Origin of the sequence: Kitasatospora sp. NPDC056446, assembly GCF_042796115.1 — a bacterium.
GTDB lineage: Bacteria > Actinomycetota > Actinomycetes > Streptomycetales > Streptomycetaceae > Kitasatospora.
Genome location: NZ_JBHTRF010000088.1, coordinates 1 through 19,749 on the forward strand (window position 1 = coordinate 1; position 19,749 = coordinate 19,749).

The window sequence follows — 19,749 nt, forward strand, 5'->3', positions numbered from 1 at the left end:
GCTCCTGTTGTGTTTAAGCGACAGCGGCGGGGCCGACGGCCGAGCGGGTCCGACGGCCGGACCGGTCCGACGGGCGGACCGGTCCGACGGGCGGTCAGCCCGCGTACACGTCCTCGACGTACCGCCCGGCCTCGACCAGCCCCTGGAGCCAGGCCCGCGCCTGCTCCTCGTCCGCCCCGGGCGTCCGCTCCCGGTACAGCTCGCGGAAGGCCGCCCGGACGCCCGGCGCCATCCGCGCGCCGTCGCCGCACACGTACACCTCGGCGCCCGCCGCGAGCAGCTCCCAGACCTCCGCCGCCTCGGCCGCCAGGCGGTGCTGGACGAAGCGCCGCCCGTCCTGCGGCCGCTCGCTGAAGGCGGGCCGCATCGAGACCGCGCCGGCCCGGTCGGCCGCCTCCAGCTCGGCCCGGTGCAGGTAGTCCGCCTCCGCCGCGTCACAGCCGAAGTACAGCAGCGCCGGGGGGAGTTCGGCGCCGCCGGCGAGCAGCGCGAGGCGGTCGGCGACGGCGCCGCGGAACGGCGCCAGGCCGGTGCCGGCCGCGATCATGACCACCGGGGCGCGGTGCCCGATCCGGAACGCCTCCCGGCAGGGCTGGACCCGGGCCTGGACGGTGTCGCCGACGGCGACCCGGGCGAGGTGGCCGGAGCCGGTGCCCCGGAAGGTGCCCCGGCCGGAGCGGGCCGGGGCACTGAGCACGGAGACCATCAGGTCCACCTCGCCCGGGGCGCCGGTGGGCGAGGAGGAGATCGAGTAGTGCCGGGGCCGGATCGGCGGCAGCAGTTCCAGCAGCGCCGGCCAGCTCAGCGCCCCCTGGAGCGCCGGGTGGTCCTCGACCAGGTCCAGCAGGGTGCGCGGGTCGTCCTCGGGCAGGGCCCGCAGGGCGGCCCGCTCGGGCGGGCAGGGGTTGAGCGCGGCCAGCTCGGCCCGCTGCCCGGCGGTCGGCCGGTCCTGCAACTCCACGTGATGGGTGAGCAGTTCGCGCACCGTCAGCGGGCGGTCGACGGCCAGGCCGGTGCGCCGGTGGGCCACGATGTTGAGCACCGTCTGCGGGTCGGCGCCGAGCAGCTTGGCGGCCCGGTCGACCAGGGCCGGGTCGTTGGCCGGGAGCACGGTGAGGTGGTCGGCGGTCCGGTAGCCGGCGCCCTCGGGCAGGGCCAGCCGGACCAGCCGCTTCTCCCGGGGGTGGCCGGGGTCGGTGAGCGGGCCGACGGCGGTGACGGTCAGCTCGGTCATGCCGTGCCGGGCGGCCAGCGCGGCGCGCGGGCCGCCGGTCACCTCGGTGACCGTGTACGCGGCCTCCGGCCGGTGCCCGGCGGGGGCGTCGGCGTCCCCGTACCGCGACAGCAGCGCGAGGCGCAGCGCCTCGGTGAACTGCCGGACCGTTCCGGCCAGGTCGCCGGAGGCGTCGGCCTCGGCGCGGGCGAGCAGCCGGGTGCCGCCGAGGGCGGCGAGCCGGTCGTCGATCAGCGCCGGGATGCGCTGGTAGGTGGCGGCGTACGTGCGGTCGCCGATGCCGAGCACCGCGTACTCGACGCCCTCCGCCCTCCGGTCCGCGGCCCCGCCGGCGTCCCCGTCCTCATGGAGGCGGCGGACGAAGGCCGCCGCGTCGTCGGTCGGCTGCCCGTTGTACGAGGCGGCCGTGATCACCACCGGGCGGTCGGTGGGCAGCCCGTCCGCGTACGCGTCCAGCGGGGCGGTCTCGGTGTCGCAGCCCAGGTCGGCGGCGGCCTCCGCGAGCTGCCGGCTGAACTCGCGGCCGGCGCCGTAGTTGGAGCCGTGCAGGAGCAGCAGCCCGGTGCCCCGGCGGACCCGGCCGGGGCGCTCGGCGGCGGAGCCGGCCTGCGGTTCCGAGGCGGTCGCCGACGCGGTTACCGACGCGTTCGCCGACGCGGCGGTCGGGTCGGCGGCCGGGGCGGTCGCCGGCACCGGGGTGCGCCGGGCGAGCGCGAGGGTGAACTCGTCGGGCTTGATGGTGAGCGTCTGCTTGATGGTCAGCCGGTAGTCGGCGTGGTCGATCAGCCGGTACCGGTGGACCAGCATGCCGAGCAGCATGGTGGCCTCGTGCAGGGCGAACTGCCGCCCGATGCAGGCGCGTTCGCCGGTGCCGAAGGGCTTGAAGGCGTGCGGGGAACGGGCCGCCTCGGGCTCGGCGTCGAACCGGGACGGGTCGAACAGCTCCGGGTTGTCGCCCCAGACGGGGTCGCGGTGCAGCATCGGGGTCGCCACGAAGACGGTCTCCCCGGCACGCAGCGGGATCCGGCCGCCGAGCAGGGTGTCCTGGCGCGCCTCCCGGCTGAACGCGGGCGCCGTCGGCCACAGCCGCAGCGCCTCGTTGAGCACCTGCCGGGTGTACCGCAGCCGTCCGACGTCCTCGTACGAGGGCTCCGGGTCGGCCTGGCCGCCCCAGAGCGCGTCCACCTCGCGCCGCACCTCGCGGAGCACGGCCGCGTGCTTGACCAGGTAGTACATCGCGAAGGAGAGCGCGCCCGAGGTGGTCTCGTGGCCGGCGATCAGGAAGGTGATCACCTGGTTGCGGATGTTCTCGGCGTCCAGCCGGGTGCCGTCGGAGGGGCGCACCGCGCCGAGCATCAGGCCGAGCAGGTCCTCGGCCGGGCCCTGGGCCTCCTCGCCCGCGCGGGCGGCGATCACCTCGTCGACCACGGCTGCCAGGTAGTCGGCGTCGCCCTGGAAGGCCGTGTCGCGCTCGGTGTGGTCCAGTTCCGGGTCGCGGGTGAACTTGGTCATCGCCCACTCCAGGCAGCGGACCATCGCGTCCACGAACGGGTGCGGCTCGTCCCGGTCGAAGGAGCCGAAGTCGAAGCCGAAGCCGGCCAGCCCGATGGTGTCCAGGGTCATCCGGGTCATGTCGCCGGGCACGTCCACCGGCAGTCCGGCGCGCTCCCGGGCGTCCCAGGACGCGATCATCCGGCGGGCCACCCGCAGCATCACCGGGTGGTAGGTGCGCATCGAGCCGAGCGCGAAGGCCGGCATCAGGATGTCGTGCGCCCTGGCCCAGTTGGGTTCCTCGTTGTAGGCGGTGAACAGGCCGTCGCCGGTGAACCGGCGGACGTTCTCCAGCCCGGGGCCGATCGACTTGGTGAACCGCGTCTCGTCGGCCAGTTCCTCGACCAGGTCGAGGCCGCTGACGATCAGGGCGTCCCGGCCGTGCAGGCGCTGGGTGAAGGCCGGGCCGTACGTTCTGACCAGTTCCATGGTCCGCAGCACCGGGGCGGCGACCGGCGGCGCCGTGGAGATGTCCACCAGGGGGACGGCGGCGGGGCCCCCGGCGCCCCCGCCGGCGCCCACCTCGTCCTCCGCCTCGCCCCTCGCCTCGATCGCCGTCTCGATCGCCGTCTCGATCGCCGTCTCGATCGTGGTGTCGGTCATGGTCGGTCCCTCCCGCTGCAGAAAGTTTTTCGCTCCCTCCACTCTCTGCCCACCGGGAGCGGGGACCCGCCGTGGTCACTACATGATTGTGTAGTACCGGCCGTGCCCGTGGCCTTGCCCACGGACCGTCAGCTCTGGTGCGCACGGGCGCCACGGGGAGGAGAACCAGTCATGCGACCGACCGAAGGGTGCGGTCCGGCACCGGCGAGCCCGCAGGACGGCGCGGTGATCTGGCGCAACCGGGCGCTGCGGCTGCTCGACCACGTGCCGCTGCCGATCGCGGTGGTGGCCTTCGGCGGCCGGATCCTGATCGTCAACCGCGCGATGGCGGCCGAGTTCGGTCTGCTCCCGGGGCAGTTGCGCAACCGGAGGATCCTGGAGTACTTCACCCTCCGGGACAGCGCCACCCTCCAGGCGCTCGCCGAGGCGGTACGGATGCACCGCCGCTCGCAGTACCCGGCCCGGGTGTCCTGGACGCCCGCCCACGGCCGCGAGCGGTACGGCGAGATGACGGTCGACCTGGTCAGCGACACCCCGGAGCAGACGCCCAACCTGCTGCTCTCGCTGCGCGCCGTCGAGGTGCCCCGGCAGTCGCCGCCGGGCCCGCGCAGCGAGGTCAGCCCGGTCGAGGCCCGGATCCTCGCGGCGGCCGCCCGGGGCGACACCACCGCGCAGATCGCCCGGGAGATCGGGGTGACGGCGGACGGCGTCAACTACCACCTGGCCCGGCTCTCCCGGCGCTGGCGCGTGCCCAACCGCACCGCCCTGGTCGCCCGGGCCTACGCCACCGGCGTGCTGGCGGCCGGGACCTGGCCCCCGGCCGTCCCGGCCCACCCGTCGGGGTGACGCACCGTCAATGTCGTTGACGCGCGGCCGGATCGGGAGCGCACGGCCGGGTGACGGCGTGCTTCGGTCCGCCCCCTCCCGGGCAGCCTCCCCGGGCGGGGGCGGATCGAGGAGGAGGACGGCATGAGTGAGGACCAGGACCGCACCACCGACGGGCGCCCGGAGGCGGCGGGCCCCGGCCCCGCAGGGGGAGACGGGCCCCTACGAGGAGTCGGACCCGCGCCGACAAGCGCGCCCGGCCGCCGGGAGGCGGGCTTCCGGCGCTCCGCCGCCTTCCTGATCGACGAAGCCCTCGGCTTCCTCTTCCCCGCCGCCCTGCGCGCCGCCGCCGAGGTCGGGGTGGCCGACCACCTCGCGGACGGCCCCCGCTCCCCCGCCGACCTCGCCGCCGCGACCGGCACGGACGCCCGGAACCTGTACCGGGTGCTGCGGCTGCTCGCCACCCGGGGGATCGTGACGGAGGACGGACAGGGCCGCTTCGCCCTGACCGAGGCCGGGCAGTCCCTGCGCACGGACGTCCCGTACTCCGCCCGGGCGGCCGTCCGGATGCTCACCGACCGCACCATGTGGCAGCCCGCCGGCGAGCTGGCGCACTGTCTGACCGAGGGCACCACGGCCTTCGAGAAGCTGTTCGGCATGCCCTTCTTCGACCACTTCGCCAAGGACGAGCGGACCGCCGCCGTCTTCCACGTGGGCATGGCGGCGATGTCCGAGCCCGAGAACGGGCCGATCGCGGACGCCTGCGACCTCCCGGGCGCCGGAACGGTCGTGGACGTCGGCGGCGGCCACGGCGGCCTGCTGCTGGAGGTGCTGCGCCGCAACCCGGGCCTGGACGGCGTCCTCTACGACCGGGCGCACGTCCTCGCCGGGCACCGCCTGGACGGGCACCCGGAGGTCGCGGGCCGCTGGGCCCTGCGGGAGGGCGACTTCTTCGCCTCCGTACCGCCGGGCGACGTCCACCTGCTCAAGCGGATCACGCACGACTGGGACGACGAGGACTGCGTCACCCTGCTCGGCCACTGCCGCCGCGCGCTGCGGCCCGGCGGCCGGGTCCTGGTGCTGGACGCCGTGGTGCCCCCGGGGGACACTCCGCACCAGTCCAAGGACCTGGACCTGATGATGATGGCGTCCCTGACCGGCCGGGAGCGCACCGAGGCCGACTTCGCGGAGCTCTTCGAGCGGGCCGGGCTGCGGCTGTCCCGGGTGCTCCCCACGACGACGGTGCTGTCGGTGGTCGAGGCGGTGGCCGACTGAGCCGACCGGCACCGGGCGCCGCGCCGCCCCGGCGCCCGGGTGCCGGTCACCCGGGCGCGCAGCGCAGTGCCGCCCAGAGGTCGAGCCGGTCCTCCAGCCTGAGCAGGCTGCGGCCGGTCAGCTCCTCGATCCGCTTGATCCGGTAGTGCACCGTGTTGACGTGGACGTGGAGCGCCTCCGCCGTCCTGGACCAGGAGCCGCTGTGCCGGAGGAAGACGTCCAGGGTGTCCACCAGGGAGACGGTGTTCGTCCGGTCGTGCTCGGTCAGCGGCGTGAGGAGCCGTCGGCGGAAGTCCGCGGCCACCTCGGCGGGGACGCCCCGGAGCAGCGTGTCGAGGGTGGTGATCCGCGAGCAGCGGCCGACGGCGCCGGGCGGCTCGACCCGGAGCGCGTAGCGGGCCTGGACCAGGGCGGCCCTGAGGTCCCGGGCGTGCGGTCCGCTGGTGGAGCCGATGCCCAGGCGCAGCCGCCGCCGGCCGGTCAGCCCGGCCTCCAGGCGCGGCAGCACGCGTTCCAGGGCCTCCGCGATCCGCGCCTCCGGGGCCGGGGTCAGGGCTGCCGCGCCGCCCCGGCCGTCGGGGGCGGCGACGAAGGGGTCGGGCAGTTCGTGGAGGGCTTCGGCGAGGGCCGCGGCCGCCCAGGCCGCCGGGGCTCCGTCGATCCGGGCGGCGACGGCGGTGAGCGGCCTGCGCGGGGGCAGGCCGGAGAGGGCGAGGGCGCGTTCGGCCTCGGCGTCGGTGTCGGCGCCGGAGTCGGCACCGGGGTCAGAGTCGGCGTCGGCGTCGGCGTCGGAGTCGAGCAGTTCGATCAGCCGGGTGCCGGTCTGCCGCTGGGCGGTGGCGGTCGCCCGGTCGCGGGTGGCGAGCGGGGAGAGCAGCTCGGCCAGGCCGTGCAGCAGGGCGGCGGCGGTCGGGCCGGGTTCGTCGTGCGGCCGCAGCAGCAGTCCGTCGAACGGGGTCTCGCCGGGTGGGCCGACCGGGACGGGCGCCGCCGGGGCCGGGCGGGCGGTGGCGCGCCGGGAGGACGGCGGGGCGGCCGGGGCGGGCGCCGAGGTGCCCAGCACCCGGCCCGAGCCGGTGGTCAGGGAGCACTCGGGCAGTCCGAGGTCGGCCACGGCCCGGGCCAGGAGGTCGTCCAGCGGGGCCCGCGTGTGGAGCAGCCGGGTGAGGGCGCGGCGGGCGGCGGCCGGGAGGGCGGCCTGCCCTTCGGCGTGTGCCTGGAGGTCGCCCCACAGACGCAGGTAGACGCGGTCGGTGACGGAGCGGAAACTGGTTCCGGCCGGGACCGACAGCAGGGGGATGCCGTGTCGGCGGCAGGCCTCGGTCAGCTCCGGCGGGACGGTGCCGTGAGTGCCCTCGCCGGCGAGGAGAGCGGCGACTTCCGCGATCCGCAGGGAGTTGGCGAAGCGCATCGCGGCCTGGCCCTCGTCTGGCCGCCACCAGACCAGTCCGGAGAGGACCAGTTCGCCGCGCTGGAGGTAGCGGGCCGGGTCCTGGAGGTCGGTGGAGGTCACTCCGGTGACCTCGCGGTCGAGCAGGTTCGGGCTCGCCCAGGCGACCTCGATGTGGAGGTCGTCCAGCTCCAGGAGGTCTCCGACGATCATGCTGTGCTCCTTGTGCGCCCTGCGCGGTTCCGGGCCTCGCACATGCGATGGCTGACACGTGTCAGGCATCGTAAACACAAGGAGGAAGATCCGGTTTGCCTCTTGTGGGATCACCCGACCGCGATGGGTGCGGGCGGGGTCGCGGTCCGGTGGTCCCGACAGTGGACCGCGCCCCGGCCGCCGTGACGCGGCGGCCGTGACGCGGCGGCCGTGACGCGGCGTTCGGCCCGCCGCGCGCCCGCCGCCGCACCCCCGTCACCGCGAGCCGGACCGCCGGCGGTGCTCGTCGAGGGCCAGCCACACCTTGTCCCGCAGGAACGGCGCCTCGGTGAAGCGGATGCCGGTGGCGTCCCGCAGGGCGTTGGCGAAGGCGGGCGGCACCGGGTTGAACGGGCTCTCCGACATCGACTTGGCGCCCAGCGGCCCGATCTCGTCCGAGGTCTCCGAGAAGTGCACCTCGGTGCGCGGGACGTCCGCGAACGCGGGCAGCCGGTAGCGGCGGAACGCGGCCGTGGTGACCTCTCCCCGGTCGTCGACCAGGACCTGCTCGAACAGCGTCGCGCCGAGGGCCTGGGCGACGCCGCCCTCGACCTGGCCGCGGCACTGCAACGGGTTCATCACCTTGCCCGCGTCGGCGCCGTGGACGCTGCGCAGGATCCGGATCTCGCCGGTGTCCGGATCGACCGCGATCCGGAACCACTGGGAGTTGAACGCCACCGAGCGCGGCGAACCGCCGAAGTGGCCGTCGGCGGCGAGTTCCACACCCCGCCCGCGCGCGGCCTCGAACACCTCCTTGAGCGACACCGTCCGCCCGTCGCAGTCCACCGCCTCGGCGGTGAGCCGCAGGAGCCCGCGGGAGGTCCGGGCGTACTCGGACGTGAAGGTGAGGATCCGCTCGGCGAGCGCGTCGGCCGCCCGCAGCACCGCCTTGCCCGCGACGACCGTGCCGGCCGAGCCGAAGGCGCCGGTGTCGTGGCGCACCAGGTCGGTGTCGGACTGCCGGACGGCGATCCGGTCCACCGTGGTGCCGAGCGCGCCGGCGGTGATCTGCTGGTGCACGGTGGTGGTGCCGTTGCCGAACTCCGCCGTGCCCACCGCGACGTCGTACGTCCCGTCCTCCAGCAGCTTCACGGTGGCGTCGGCGAAGTGGCCGCCGGGCGGCCCGCAGGCGATGGCCGCCATGGCGAAGCCCTGCCCGACCAGCCAGCCCTCGGGGGCGAGTTCCGCGCTGGTGTCCCCGGCGAGGGCGGTACGGACCACCCCGAGGCACTGGTCGAGCCCGTACGAGGCGATGTGCAGGTCCTCCTCCTCGCCGAGCGGGCCCGCCATGTGCTCGCCGGGCCCGATGACGTTGCGCTCGCGCAGCACCAGCGGGTCCAGGCCCAGCCGCCGGGCGAGTTCGTCCATCGCCGACTCCAGGGCGAAGGTGACCTGCCCGAGGCCGTAGCCGCGGAAGGCGCCGGCCGGCACCGCGTTGGTGTAGACGGAGTAGGCGTCGACCTGCTTGTGCGGCGCCCGGTAGACGCCCATCGACTCGCCGATGCTGTGGAACATCACGGCCGGCCCGTGGTTGCCGTACGCGCCGGTGTTCGCGACCACCCGGAACCGCACGGCCGTCAGGGTGCCGTCGCTCCTGGCGCCCAGCGTGACGGTGACCGTGAACGGGTGCCGGGTGGTGGCGCCGTGGAACTGCTCGGCCCGGGTGAACTCCAGCTTGACCGGCCGGCGCAGCCGTAGCGCCGCCAGGACCGCGATGTCCTCGGTGAGCATCTCCTGCTTGCCGCCGAACCCGCCGCCGACCCGGCCCGCCACCACCCGGACCCGCTCCGGCGGCAGGTCGTAGAGGTCGCACAGCGCGCGCCGGGTGAGGAAGGGCACCTGGGTGGAGGAGCGGACGACCAGCCGCTCCTCCCCCGGCTCCCCGCCCTGCTCCCCTTCCCGCTCCCCGTCCGGCTCCCCGTCCGGCTCGAAGTACACGACGCAGCCGTGCGTCTCCAGGCTGGCGTGCTGCACCCGCTGGGTGCGGAAGGTCTCCTCGTAGACCAGGTCCGCCTCGGCGAAGCCCCGTTCCACGTCGCCCAGTTCACCGTGCGCCTCGCCGCAGACGTTCTCCCCGGGGCGGGCGATCCGGGAGTCCGGCCCCTTGGGGTGGAGCACCGGCGCGCCGGGCCGCATCGCGGCCTCCGGGTCGAGCACGTACGGGAGTTGCTCGTAGTCGACGACGATCCGGCGGCGGCCCTCCTCGGCGGCGCCCTCGCTCTCGGCGACCACGGCGGCCACCCGCTGGCCGACGAAGCGGACCACGTCGTCCAGGACCCGGGTGTCGTCCGGGTCCTCCGTCGGGTGCTCGTGGCGGGCCGAGGAGTACAGCCGGTCCGGCGCGTCCTCGTGGGTGAACACCGCGACCACGCCGGGCACCCGCAGCGCGTCCGAGGTGTCGATCGAGCGGATCCGGGCGTGCGGGTGGGGCGAGCGCAGCAGCTTCATGTGCAGCAGCCCGTCCACCTCCACATCGAAGGTGTAGCGGGCGGTGCCGGTCACCACCTGCGGCCCGGCCGGGGCCCCGGGGCTGCGGCCGACCGCCCGTCCGGCGCAGGGCCGTTCGGTGTGCCGGACCCCGCGGAGCGCGTCCTCGATCGCCCGGTAGCCGGTGCACCGGCACAGGTTGCCCTTCAGCGCCCTCGGCAGGTCGGCGAGGTGCTCCTCGTCGAAGGCACTGGCCGTCATCAGCATCCCGGCCGTGCAGAACCCGCACTGGAAGCCCTGGGCGTCCAGGAACTTCCTTTGCAGCGGGTGGAGTTCGCCGCCCTCCTCGGCCAGGCCCTCCACCGTGGTGACCGCGCGGCCCTCGGCGCGCAGCGCCGGGTAGAGGCAGCTGTGCACCGGTTCGCCGTCCACCTGCACGGTGCAGGCGCCGCAGTCGCCCGCGTCGCAGCCCTTCTTCACCCCGAACCAGCCGCGCTCGCGCAGGTAGGTGCGCAGGCACTGGCCGGCCCGCGGCTCGGCGTCGAAGTCCTCGCCGTTGACCCGTACGGAGAAGCTCACCGTCGGTCCTCCCGCTCTCTCGTCCCGGTGTCCGTACGGGAGTTCGCCCCCGTGTCGGTCCCGGCGTCCGTCGCGGTGCCCGTCCCGGTGTCCGTCCCGGCGGGGTGCCCGTCGGCAAGTTCGCGGCGGATCTCCTCGGCCAGCCGGAAGGTCATGTGGCGCCGCCAGGCGGGGTGCCCGTGGATGTCGTCGTAGTACTCCTGCGGCGCGATCCCGAACCCGATCGCCTCGCGCACCGCCGCCGCGTTGGGCGTCAGCGGGAAGCGCAGCCGGATCGGGCGCACGGTCGAGGCCGTGACCGTCAGCACCAGCTCGCCGTCGTACGGGTCGCGCGTGCCGATGAGCAGCGCGCCCGAGCGGCCGAGCCCGTACAGGGAGGCCTGCCGGAAGGCCGTCCGCTGCTCCAGGGCCCGGGCGGGCAGCACGATCGAGCGCAGCAGTTCGCCGGGCCGCAGGTCCTTGGCCCCCGCGCCGACGACGAACTCCGCCACCGGGACCGCGCGGACCGCGCCCTCCTGGGAGAGCAGGGTGCAGACGCCGTCCAGGGCCGCGGTGAGCGAGATCATCGGCCCGGCCGGCAGCCCGTTGCACAGGTTCCCGCCGACGGTGGCCATGTGCCAGATCTTCCAGGAGGCGAGGAACGCCCGGCAGCACTGTTCGAACAGCGGGGCCGCCGGGGCGTCCAGGGTCCGGGCGAAGCGCGACAGTTGGGCGATGGTGCAGGTCGCCGCGATCTCCAGGTCGCCGGCGGGGGTCAGCCGGAGCGGCTCCCAGCCCATCCGGCTCAGGTCGATCAGCCGGCGGACGTGCGGCTGCGGCTCGGAGAACAGGTACGTCCCGCCGCCCAGCCAGGCGTCCCCCGGGCGCCAGGTCCCGCGCTGCCGCGCGTCGCGCAGCTCCACCACCGTGTTCAGGTCCACGTTCGCTCACCGTCCTCGATCGGTCGACACGGCGATTGAAGCAGCGCTTGACCAGGCGGAACGAGTGGTCGGGAGCACCAGCCGCGGCCGGCCGGACTGGACGATCGACCAGTGCGCTGACATGACGCCGGCGCGGCCGACACCCTTGGCCCCGGCCGGAGTTCCACAACTGCGTCACAACGGGGCCGGAGCCCTCCCCCGCCGATCACCGCCCTGGAATCATCCCTGCTGGGCACCGGGGAGGTGCCCGGGGAGACGACCGAGGGGCTTGCCATGACGACGCTGATCAAGGACGCCGGACCGCCCGGCCGGGACTCGGCCTCCGCCGCGCTCGCCCGCCACCTGCCCCGGGCGCTGGCCGTGCTCGCGGGCCTGGCCACCGTCGTCCTGGCCTTCGCCTGGTTCCTCTCCGCCTACCGCTCGGTGGACGCCTACCGCGCCGCCCCGGTCTGCGGCACGGCCGCCGCCGCGCCCGGCGCGCCCTGCGTACGCCACGAGACCGGCAAGGTGACGGCCCGGGCGGTCGACAACGGCGGCGACTCCACCACCTACTCGCTGACCGTGTCCCGGGAGGAGGCGCCCACCCTCTCGTACAGCGTCGGCCAGGCCTTCCACGACGACGCCGAGGTCGGCGTGGACGTCGACCTGACGATCTGGAACGGCCGGGTGGCCGAGCTCTCCTGGCACGGGCACCGCGCCTCGCCGCCCGACATCCCCTGGTCGGACTGCTTCCGGCTGGCCCTCCTGGTCGGCGCGGGGTCCGCCCTGACCGTCTGCGGACTGGCCCGGCCGCGCGGAGGCGCCTGGGCGGTGCCGCCCCTCGCGGGCATCTTCATCGCCTTCCTCTCCTTCATCGGCAGCTTCATCCTCTGCCTCGCCCAGTGGCCCCTCGTCGTCACCCTGGGCGGCCCCGTCCTCGGCTGGCTGATCCTGACCGCCATCGCCACGGCGATCGCCGCGGACGTCTGACGCCCCCCGCGCCGGACCGGGGCCCTCCCCCGCCCGGACTTCACAACTACGTGACAAGAAGCGCCGGTTGTTCCCCGGCCGGCCACCTGACTGGCATCATCGGCCGGGCATCGGGGAGCTGCCGGGGCACGAACGACAGGGGTGGCGATGAACGCACGGGACAGGGACGCCGCGCCGTCCGACGGCGTACGGCGGGCGGCCGGGGCCGCCGCCCGGGTGCTGGCGCAGGGGCTGCTCCTGCTGGCGGGCCTGGCCACCGTGGCCCTCGGCTTCACCTGGTTCGTCGACACCTATGACGAGGCGGGCAGGTACCGCACCGCCCCGGCCTGCGGCACGGCCGCCGCCGTAGCGGGCACGGACTGCGTACTCGGCGAGACCGGCAGGGTGGCGGCCCGCAAGCGCGACGACAGCGGCGACTCCACCAGCTACGAGCTGACCGTGGCGCGCGAGACGGCGCCGAGGGAGACCTTCGACGTCGGCGAGGCCTTCTACGACGACACGGAGATCGGCACGAACGTGGACCTGAAGGTCTGGCGGGGCCGGGTGGCCGAGGTCTCGTACCACGGGCACCGCGCCCAGAACCCGGACACGCCCTGGCTCACCTCCGTCGAGGTGGCGTTCCTGATCGGCCTGGGGTCGGTCCTGACCGTGTACGGGCTGACCTGGCCGCGCGACAACGCCCGATCCGTCCCCGTCTTCGCCGCCCTGTGGGTCGTCGCCTTCTCCTTCGCCGGCTGCGTCATCCTCGTGCAGATACAGCTCCCGTTCGCCCTCACGCTGGGCATCCCCGTCCTGGGCTGGGTGCTCATGACCGCGGGCACCACGGCGGTCACCCTGGACACCTGACGCCGCCGCCCTCCCCCGGGCTCCGGGACCGGGCGCCGGGACCGGGCTCCGGGACCGGCGGCCCGCGATGGGATGATGGAGCGGACGATTCCGTGTGGGCGAGGGGTGGCGCATGAGCAGCAGACTGCGGGTGCTGCGGCAGCAGAACCGGCTCAGCCTGGAGGCGCTCGCCGACCGGGCCGGGGTCACCAAGAGCTACCTCTCCAAGGTCGAGCGCGGCCTCAGCGACCCGTCGATCTCGACCGCCCTCAAACTGGCCCACGCCCTCGGGGTCGATGTCGGCCGGCTGTTCTCGGACGAGGTGGAGCCCGAGCTGGTCACCGTCGTGCGCGCCGGCGAGCGCACCCCGATCGCCGACGGGGCCGGCCCCGGCACCCCCCACTACGAGGGCATCGCGACCGGCCTCAGCGGCAAGCGGATGGTGCCGTTCGTGATGTACCCGCCGACCGACCCGACCGGCTCGCCGTACAAGTCCCACGCGGGCGAGGAGTTCCTCTTCGTCCACGCGGGCAGCGCGGAGCTGGAGTTCCCCGAGCGGACGGTGCTGCTCGGCCCCGGGGACAGCGTCTACTTCAACTCGGCGCTGCCCCACCGCTGCCGGAGCACGGGGGCGGAGCCGGCCGAGATCCTCGTGGTCATCCACGACGACCCGGCCGGCCCCTCGGACCGGGTCCCCACGCTGCCCTGACACCCCCGGCCGTACGCCCCGGTCAGGGTGCAGGGTCAGCCGGCCATCGCCGCCTCGGCCAACAATTCGGCGAGCCTCTTCGTCCCCGGCCCGTCCAGCGGCAGCAGCGGGTGCCGGGGCTCCCCGACGTCCAGTCCGTGCAGCGCGAGCCCCGCCTTCACGGTGGTCGGCAGGCCGCCGCCCAGCAGGAACTGGAGCACCGGCAGCTGCCGGTAGAACACCCGGCGGGCCGCGTCCGGCTCCCCGGCCCGCACCGCCCGGTACAGCTCCAGGGTGAGCTCCGGGATCACGCAGGGCGCCGCCGTGCACCAGCCCGCCGCGCCGGCCGCGAACGCCTCCAGCGCCAGCGGGTTGGAGCCGTTGTAGAACGGCAGTGCGCCGTCGGAGAGTTGGACGAGCCGGTGCATCCGCTGGATGTCGCCGCTGCTCTCCTTGACCATGGTGATGTTCTCCACCCGGTCGACCAGCCGGTGCAGCAGCTCCGGGGAGAGGTCGACCCCGGCGGTGGCCGGGTTGTTGTAGACCATCAGCGGGATGCCGATCGCACCGGCGATCTCCTGGTAGTGCCGGGTGATCTCCCGCTCGTCCAGCTTCCAGTAGGACAGCGGCAGCACCATTACCACGTCGGCGCCTGCCTGTTCGGCGTAGCGGGCCCGGCGCACGGCGCTGCGGGTGGTGAGGTCGGCGATGCCGACCACGGTCGGCACCCGGCCCGCGACGGCGGCGACCGAGGCCTCGGCGGTGTCGTACCACTCCCGGTCGTCCAGGTAGGCGCTCTCGCCGGTGGACCCCAGCGGGGCGATCGCGTGGCAGCCGGAGCCGACCAGCCGGTCGATCAGTTCGGCGAGCCGGGCCAGGTCCGGGCCGCCGTCGGTGCGGGAGAACGGGGTCACCGGGTAGGCGATGATCCCTTCGAGGACGGTCGTGGCCATCTCAGGCCTCCTTCCGGACGGCGGTGGCAGCGGCGGGAGCGGGGGCAGGGGCGGCCTGGCCGGGCGCGGTCGCGGTCGCGACCGCGTCGCCGTGGCCGGCCCGCAGGGCGCGGCGGGCGTAGTAGGCGAAGTTCGCCTGGCCGCGCTTGGGCGTGGAGATCCAGTCGTGCGCCTCCTGGGCCAGCAGCTCGGGGATCTCCTGGATCTTCCCGGCCGCGCTCGCCAGCAGTTGGAGCCTGGCGGCCCGTTCGAAGAGCAGCGCGAGGGTGCACGCCTCCTCGACCGTCCCGGTGGCGACCAACTGGCCGTGGTGGGCCAGCAGCAGCGCCCGCTTGTCGCCGAGCGCGGCCGTGATGAGCTCGCCCTCCTCGTTGCCGACCGGGATGCCGGGCCACTTCTCCAGGAACGCGCAGTCGTCGAACAGCGGGCAGGTGTCCATGTGCGAGACGACCAGCGGGGTCTCCAGCATGGAGAGGGCGGAGATGTGCAGCGGGTGGGTGTGGATGATGCAGTTGACGTCGGGGCGGGCCCGGTAGACCCAGCTGTGGAAGCGGTTGGCCGGGTTGGCCATCCCGTCGCCCTCCAGGACGTTCAGGTCCTCGTCCACCAGCAGCAGGTTGGCCTCGGTGACCTCGTCGAAGCCGAGTCCCAGGCGCTGGGTGTAGTAGGTGCCCGGGCGCTCGGCGCGGGCGGTGATCTGTCCGGCCAGACCGGAGTCGTGCCCGGCGTCGAACAGGATGCGGCAGGTCAGGGCGAGCTTCTGCCGCACCGTCCAGCCGCTGTCGGGGATCGCGGTCGCCATCCGGCGGTGGGCGAGCTCCACCAGCTCGGACTTGCCCGCCTCGAACGTGTCGGCCATGCCGTGGTTCTCCTTCGCTTGCCCGTGGTGACGGCCTCCCGGGGCATGCCGGGGAACCCCCGGAGCAGGCAGCAGCGACCCGCACCGGCGGACCCGGGCGCCTCGATGAGGACACGTTATTCACCATAGGACACGACGTGTCATGCGTCGATCCCCGAACGGGCGGGCAGCACGGGAAGGGCGACGGGCCGTGTACGGACGGGTCAGGGCCGGTCCAGCCGGAGCGCCGTCGGAGCCTCCGCACCACGAACCGCGCGGCCAGGCCGCAGACCAGGGCTGGGGTTCACCGGAGTTGCCCGAAGCAGAGGTCGACCTCCGGTCCGGCCGGGGCCCGGGCCGCGGGCGGGCCGTCAGACCGGCGGCTGTGGGCGGGCGGTCAGACCGGCGGCTGCGGGCGGGTCAGGCCTCGGTCGTACGCGAAGATCACCGCCTGCACCCGGTCCCGGGCGCCGATCTTCGCCAGCACCCGGCTGACGTGCGTCTTGACCGTCGACTCGGCGAGCACCAGGCGCTGGGCGATCTCCCCGTTGGTCCAGCCGTGGGCGATGGCGAGCAGGATCTCCCGCTCGCGGTCGGTCAGGGCCTCCAGCCGGGGGTCGGCGGCGGGCGCGGCACCGGGCGGGCGGACCGGCAGGCGGTGGGCGTAGGCGTCCAGGAGGCGGCGGGTGATCGCGGGGGCGACGACGGCGTCGCCCTCGGCGACGGAGCGGATCCCGGAGAGCAGTTCCTCGGGGCGGGCGTCCTTGAGCAGGAAGCCGCTGGCCCCGGCGCGCAGCGCGGCGTGGGCGTACTCGTCGAGGTCGAAGGTGGTCAGCACGAGGATGCGGGAGCGGCCGCCGCCGGCCACGATCCGGCGGGTGGCCTCGATGCCGTCCATGCCGGGCATCCGGATGTCCATCAGCACGACGTCCGGCCGCAGGTCGGCGGTCAGCCGGACGGCCTCGGTGCCGTGGGCGGCCTCGCCGACGACCTCGGTGTCGGGCTGGCTCTCCAGCAGCATGCGGAAGCCGTAGCGCTGGAGCGGCTGGTCGTCCACGATGAGGACGGTGGTCACGTCGGGCCGCCTGTCGGGTCGGGGGTGAGGTCGAGTACGGCCTCCACGGTCCATCCTGCACCCGGGCCGGGGCCCGCGGTGACGGTGCCCCCGTACAGCGCGGCGCGCTCGCGGATGCCCGCGAGGCCGTGGCCGTCGCCGCCCGGGTGGGCGGGCCGGCGGGTGTCGACGGGCGGGCCGGTGTCCTGGACGCGCACCCGCAGCCGGTCGGTCCCGGCGGTCAGGGTGACATGGGCCCGGGTGTCGGGGCCGGCGTGCTTGAGGGCGTTGGTCAGCGACTCCTGGACGATCCGGTAGGCCATCAGCTGCATGCCGCGGTCGAGCCGGTCGAGGTCGCCGGCCGCCGTGTACACCACCTGCGGCCCGGCGGCGCGGATCCGGGCGCACAGCCCGTCGAGGTCGGCGACGCCCGGCTGCGGGGTGAACTCGGCGGTCTCCTCGCCCTGCTCGCGCAGCACGCCGAGCATCCGCCGCAGTTCGCCGAGCGCCTGGCGGCTGGTGTCGCCGATCAGCAGCAGGGCCTCCCGGCCGCGTTCCGGGGTGGCCTGGGCGGCGTAGGCGCCGCCGTCGGCGAGGGTGACGATGACGGACAGGTTGTGGCCGATGATGTCGTGCATCTCCCGGGCGACCCGGGCGCGCTCGGCGGCGGTCGCGAGCCGGCTGCGCTGGTCCCGTTCGATCTCCAGCCGGGCCGCGCGCTCGCGCAGCCCGGCCAGCTGGGCGCGCCGGATGCGTACCGCGATGCCGAGGGCCACGGCCGCCGTCGTGGCGCTGAACAGGAAGAACAGCGCGTCGCCGACCGGCAGCCCGCCGCCGGAGACGGCGACGGCGACCAGGGCGACGGCACCGACCATCGCCGCGCAGGACCAGGCCAGGTGCCGAAGGCGGCCGTGCAGGGCCAGGCTGTACAGGGCGACCAGCAGGGCGGCGTCGGCGCGCAGGCCGACGCCCAGCGTCCACTGGAGGACGAACACCGCCATGATCGCGACGAAGGCCGCGGTGGGCCGCCGGCGGCGCCACAGCAGCGGGACCACCAGGCCCGCCTGGAGTGCGACCGTCCAGGGCAGCGGCAGCCGGGCGAGGACGATCCGGTGCTCGCGCGGGCCGCCCTCGCCGTGGCCGGGGAAGAGGTCGGGGAGGCAGAACAGCAGGACGACGGCGGCGACCACGGCGGCGTCGAGTACCCAGGGGTGCTCGCGGTCGGCCAGCCGCACCCGCTGGCCGATCCGGGCCAGTCGGGCGAAGAACGGGTGGCCGGAGAGCACCTCGGCTCCCGCGAACGGGCCCGTGGCGGCGGTGTGCTCCCTCACCGGTGGCACCTCCCTGGTCGGCCGGATGCGTGTCGCGACCGGTCGGGTGCGTGTCGCGGTCGTGGAAGTGGGGGGGGGGGGGGGGGGCCCCCCCCCCCCCCCCGGGGGGGGGGGGGGGGGGGCGGGGGCGGGGGGGGGGGGGGGGGGGGGTGGGGGGGGCGGGGGGGGCCCGGCCCCCCCACTCCGAGTGTCTCAGGCGTCGGGTGTCCGAGGCCTCGGGCGTCCGGGACGCCGGGTGTCTCAGGCGTCCGTGCGGACCAGGCGCACGGCGGCCGCCGCCAGGGCCAGCACGGTCCACCCGAGGAAGACGGCCAGCCCCGCCGTCGGCGACAGCGTGGTGGTGTCGTGGTGGAGGGCGAACATCGCCTCGCCCGCGTGGCTGGGCAGGTACGGGCTGATGTGGCTCTGCCAGGAGGTGGGCAGCAGCGAGGTCAGCCCGGGGATCAGCATCAGCGTGGCGACCAGGACGGCGATGCCGCCGGCCACCGACCGCAGCAGCGCGCCGAGTGCGACGCCGATCACACCGACCAGCGCCAGGTAGAGCCCGGCGCCGAACAGGCCGCGCACGACCCCGGTGTCGGAGAGGGTCATCGCCGCGCGGGTGCCGGACAGGATGCCGCTGTCGGCGAGGAAGGTGGCGAACACCCCGACGGTGCCGAGCACCAGCGCGATCAGGCCGTACACCGCGGCCTTGGACCACAGCACCGGCAGGCGGCGCGGCACGGCGGCCAGCGTGGAGCGGATCATGCCGGTCGAGTACTCGCCGGCGGCGACCAGCACGCCGAGGACGCCGAGCGCCAGCTGGGCGAAGTTGGTGCCGAACAGCGACAGGCTCAGCGCACTGGCGTCCGCGAAGTCCCGGTCCATCGGGCGGCCCGAGTTGATCCTCGACTTGAACTGGAACGCGGCGATCAGGCCGAAGGCGACCAGGAAGAGCCCGGCCAGGCCGAGGGTGATCCAGGTGGAGCGCAGCGACCACAGCTTGGCCCACTCGGCGCGCAGCACCCGGGCCGGGGTCACCTTGTACGCGGGGCGGGCCGGCCGGAGGTCGGCGGCCGCCGTGGTCTGGCTCGGTGCGACCGTACTCATGCCGCGTTCCTCTCGGACGTGGTGGCGGTGGTGCCGTGGTACTCGACGGCGTCCCTGGTCAGCTCCATGAACGCCTCCTCCAGGGAGACCGTCCGGGGGGTGAGCTCGAAGACGGCGATGCCGAGCCCGGCGGCGGCGAGGCCGATCTCGCGGGCGGTGCGGCCGGTGACGAGGAGTTCCTCCGAGCCTGCCCGGCCGGTGATCTCCACACCCGGCCCGGCCAGCGCGGAGCGCAGCCGGGTCGGGTCGTCGCTGGCGACCTTGACGAGGTCGCCGCCGGCCTGGCGGACCAGTTCCTGCACGGTGGTGTCGGCGAGCAGCCGCCCGCGGCCGACGATGATCAGGTGGTCGGCGACGAGGGCCATCTCGCTCATCAGGTGCGAGGAGACGAAGACGGTGCGGCCCTCGGCGGCGAGCCCGGTGAGGAGGTTGCGGATCCACAGCACGCCCTCGGGGTCGAGGCCGTTGACCGGTTCGTCCAGCATCACGGTGGCCGGGTCGCCGAGCAGCGCGGAGGCGATGCCGAGCCGCTGGCCCATGCCGAGCGAGAACGCCCCGGCGCGCTTGCGGGCCACCGACTGGAGCCCGGTCAGCTCGATGACCTCCTCGACCCGGCGGCGCGGGATGCCGTGGGTGTGGGCCTGGGCCATCAGGTGGTTGAAGGCGGAGCGACCCGGGTGGATCGACTTGGCCTCCAGCAGGGCGCCGACCTCCTGGAGGGGCGCCGCGTGCTCGGCGTAGTGGCGGCCGTTGACGCGCACCGTGCCGGTGGTGGGGGCGTCGAGGCCGACGATCATCCGCATGGTGGTCGACTTGCCCGCGCCGTTGGGTCCGAGGAAGCCCGTCACCGTACCGGGCCGGACCGTGAAGTCCAGCCGGTCCACGGCGGTCTTCTCGCCGTAGCGCTTCGTCAGCTGGTGCGCCTCGATCATCGGTCATCCCTGTG

At 74.9% G+C, this 19,749-nt stretch carries 15 protein-coding genes; 5 read left to right on the forward strand and 10 right to left on the reverse strand.

Translation table 11 applies throughout. From position 1 onward, the window contains the following. Window positions 1-94 precede the first annotated feature (94 nt). Window positions 95-3,388, reverse strand: a complete 3,294-nt coding sequence (locus ACFQ6N_RS34640) for a bifunctional cytochrome P450/NADPH--P450 reductase (RefSeq protein WP_380657778.1) — start codon at window positions 3,386-3,388, stop codon at window positions 95-97. Window positions 3,389-3,559: 171 nt separating this feature from the next. On the opposite strand from ACFQ6N_RS34640, the gene ACFQ6N_RS34645 reads away from it, so the two are divergent. Both ACFQ6N_RS34645 and ACFQ6N_RS34650 read left to right on the forward strand, forming a co-directional pair. After that, complete coding sequence (locus tag ACFQ6N_RS34645; RefSeq protein WP_380657780.1) at window positions 3,560-4,234, forward strand: helix-turn-helix transcriptional regulator; 675 nt, start codon at window positions 3,560-3,562, stop codon at window positions 4,232-4,234. 123 nt (window positions 4,235-4,357) lie between these two features. Further along, the gene (locus tag ACFQ6N_RS34650) at window positions 4,358-5,488 is read left to right on the forward strand and encodes a methyltransferase (protein ID WP_380657782.1); all 1,131 of its coding nucleotides are present in this window, start codon (window positions 4,358-4,360) and stop codon (window positions 5,486-5,488) included. A 46-nt stretch (window positions 5,489-5,534) separates the two neighbouring features. On the opposite strand, the gene ACFQ6N_RS34655 is transcribed toward ACFQ6N_RS34650, so the two are convergent. The 3 genes from ACFQ6N_RS34655 to ACFQ6N_RS34665 form a co-directional block, all read right to left on the reverse strand. Next, the gene (locus ACFQ6N_RS34655) at window positions 5,535-7,091 is read right to left on the reverse strand and encodes a PucR family transcriptional regulator (protein WP_380657784.1); all 1,557 of its coding nucleotides are present in this window, start codon (window positions 7,089-7,091) and stop codon (window positions 5,535-5,537) included. Between the two features lie 255 nt (window positions 7,092-7,346). Further along, window positions 7,347-10,136, reverse strand: a complete 2,790-nt coding sequence (locus ACFQ6N_RS34660; RefSeq protein WP_380657785.1) for a molybdopterin-dependent oxidoreductase — start codon at window positions 10,134-10,136, stop codon at window positions 7,347-7,349. Next, window positions 10,133-11,056 (reverse strand): FAD binding domain-containing protein, encoded by a 924-nt coding sequence (locus ACFQ6N_RS34665; protein ID WP_380657787.1) that lies wholly within the window; start codon window positions 11,054-11,056, stop codon window positions 10,133-10,135. Before ACFQ6N_RS34665 ends, ACFQ6N_RS34660 begins: the two co-directional genes overlap by 4 nt. A gap of 273 nt (window positions 11,057-11,329) precedes the next feature. On the opposite strand from ACFQ6N_RS34665, the gene ACFQ6N_RS34670 reads away from it, so the two are divergent. The 3 genes from ACFQ6N_RS34670 to ACFQ6N_RS34680 all read left to right on the forward strand — a co-directional run bounded on the left by ACFQ6N_RS34670 (window position 11,330) and on the right by ACFQ6N_RS34680 (window position 13,559). After that, the gene (locus ACFQ6N_RS34670) at window positions 11,330-12,025 is read left to right on the forward strand and encodes a hypothetical protein (RefSeq protein WP_380657789.1); all 696 of its coding nucleotides are present in this window, start codon (window positions 11,330-11,332) and stop codon (window positions 12,023-12,025) included. Window positions 12,026-12,172: 147 nt separating this feature from the next. Then, window positions 12,173-12,871 carry a hypothetical protein gene (locus ACFQ6N_RS34675; RefSeq protein WP_380657791.1) on the forward strand — a complete coding sequence of 233 codons (699 nt, stop codon included), beginning with the start codon at window positions 12,173-12,175 and terminating at the stop codon, window positions 12,869-12,871. Between the two features lie 112 nt (window positions 12,872-12,983). After that, window positions 12,984-13,559, forward strand: a complete 576-nt coding sequence (locus tag ACFQ6N_RS34680) for a helix-turn-helix domain-containing protein (protein WP_380657792.1) — start codon at window positions 12,984-12,986, stop codon at window positions 13,557-13,559. A 35-nt stretch (window positions 13,560-13,594) separates the two neighbouring features. On the opposite strand, the gene ACFQ6N_RS34685 is transcribed toward ACFQ6N_RS34680, so the two are convergent. The 6 genes from ACFQ6N_RS34685 to ACFQ6N_RS34710 all read right to left on the reverse strand — a co-directional run bounded on the left by ACFQ6N_RS34685 (window position 13,595) and on the right by ACFQ6N_RS34710 (window position 19,735). Next, on the reverse strand, window positions 13,595-14,491 hold the full coding sequence (locus tag ACFQ6N_RS34685; RefSeq protein WP_380657794.1) for a dihydrodipicolinate synthase family protein: 897 nt from the start codon (window positions 14,489-14,491) through the stop codon (window positions 13,595-13,597). Window position 14,492: 1 nt separating this feature from the next. Continuing rightward, window positions 14,493-15,350 carry an aldolase gene (locus ACFQ6N_RS34690; RefSeq protein WP_380657795.1) on the reverse strand — a complete coding sequence of 286 codons (858 nt, stop codon included), beginning with the start codon at window positions 15,348-15,350 and terminating at the stop codon, window positions 14,493-14,495. Between the two features lie 376 nt (window positions 15,351-15,726). Next, window positions 15,727-16,404, reverse strand: coding sequence for a response regulator (locus ACFQ6N_RS34695; RefSeq protein ID WP_380657797.1), 678 nt, complete (start codon window positions 16,402-16,404; stop codon window positions 15,727-15,729). After that, a complete protein-coding gene (locus tag ACFQ6N_RS34700) occupies window positions 16,401-17,714 on the reverse strand; it encodes a sensor histidine kinase (protein ID WP_380657798.1) in 1,314 nt (437 codons plus the stop codon). Before ACFQ6N_RS34700 ends, ACFQ6N_RS34695 begins: the two co-directional genes overlap by 4 nt. 240 nt (window positions 17,715-17,954) lie before the next feature. Then, on the reverse strand, window positions 17,955-18,803 hold the full coding sequence (locus ACFQ6N_RS34705) for an ABC transporter permease (RefSeq protein ID WP_380657800.1): 849 nt from the start codon (window positions 18,801-18,803) through the stop codon (window positions 17,955-17,957). Beyond that, on the reverse strand, window positions 18,800-19,735 hold the full coding sequence (locus tag ACFQ6N_RS34710) for an ABC transporter ATP-binding protein (protein ID WP_380657802.1): 936 nt from the start codon (window positions 19,733-19,735) through the stop codon (window positions 18,800-18,802). Before ACFQ6N_RS34710 ends, ACFQ6N_RS34705 begins: the two co-directional genes overlap by 4 nt. Between the last annotated feature and the right edge of the window lie 14 nt (window positions 19,736-19,749).

What these genes read in the sequence shown, in the direction of transcription:
- ACFQ6N_RS34710 (WP_380657802.1), bottom strand. Translation starts at nt 19,735, where the DNA reads ATGATCGAGGCGCACCAGCTGACGAAGCGCTACGGCGAGAAGACCGCC.
- ACFQ6N_RS34690 (WP_380657795.1), bottom strand. Translation starts at nt 15,350, where the DNA reads ATGGCCGACACGTTCGAGGCGGGCAAGTCCGAGCTGGTGGAGCTCGCC.
- ACFQ6N_RS34645 (WP_380657780.1), top strand. Translation starts at nt 3,560, where the DNA reads ATGCGACCGACCGAAGGGTGCGGTCCGGCACCGGCGAGCCCGCAGGAC.
- ACFQ6N_RS34650 (WP_380657782.1), top strand. Translation starts at nt 4,358, where the DNA reads ATGAGTGAGGACCAGGACCGCACCACCGACGGGCGCCCGGAGGCGGCG.
- ACFQ6N_RS34685 (WP_380657794.1), bottom strand. Translation starts at nt 14,491, where the DNA reads ATGGCCACGACCGTCCTCGAAGGGATCATCGCCTACCCGGTGACCCCG.
- ACFQ6N_RS34680 (WP_380657792.1), top strand. Translation starts at nt 12,984, where the DNA reads ATGAGCAGCAGACTGCGGGTGCTGCGGCAGCAGAACCGGCTCAGCCTG.
- ACFQ6N_RS34670 (WP_380657789.1), top strand. Translation starts at nt 11,330, where the DNA reads ATGACGACGCTGATCAAGGACGCCGGACCGCCCGGCCGGGACTCGGCC.
- ACFQ6N_RS34640 (WP_380657778.1), bottom strand. Translation starts at nt 3,388, where the DNA reads ATGACCGACACCACGATCGAGACGGCGATCGAGACGGCGATCGAGACG.
- ACFQ6N_RS34675 (WP_380657791.1), top strand. Translation starts at nt 12,173, where the DNA reads ATGAACGCACGGGACAGGGACGCCGCGCCGTCCGACGGCGTACGGCGG.
- ACFQ6N_RS34705 (WP_380657800.1), bottom strand. Translation starts at nt 18,803, where the DNA reads ATGAGTACGGTCGCACCGAGCCAGACCACGGCGGCCGCCGACCTCCGG.
- ACFQ6N_RS34655 (WP_380657784.1), bottom strand. Translation starts at nt 7,091, where the DNA reads ATGATCGTCGGAGACCTCCTGGAGCTGGACGACCTCCACATCGAGGTC.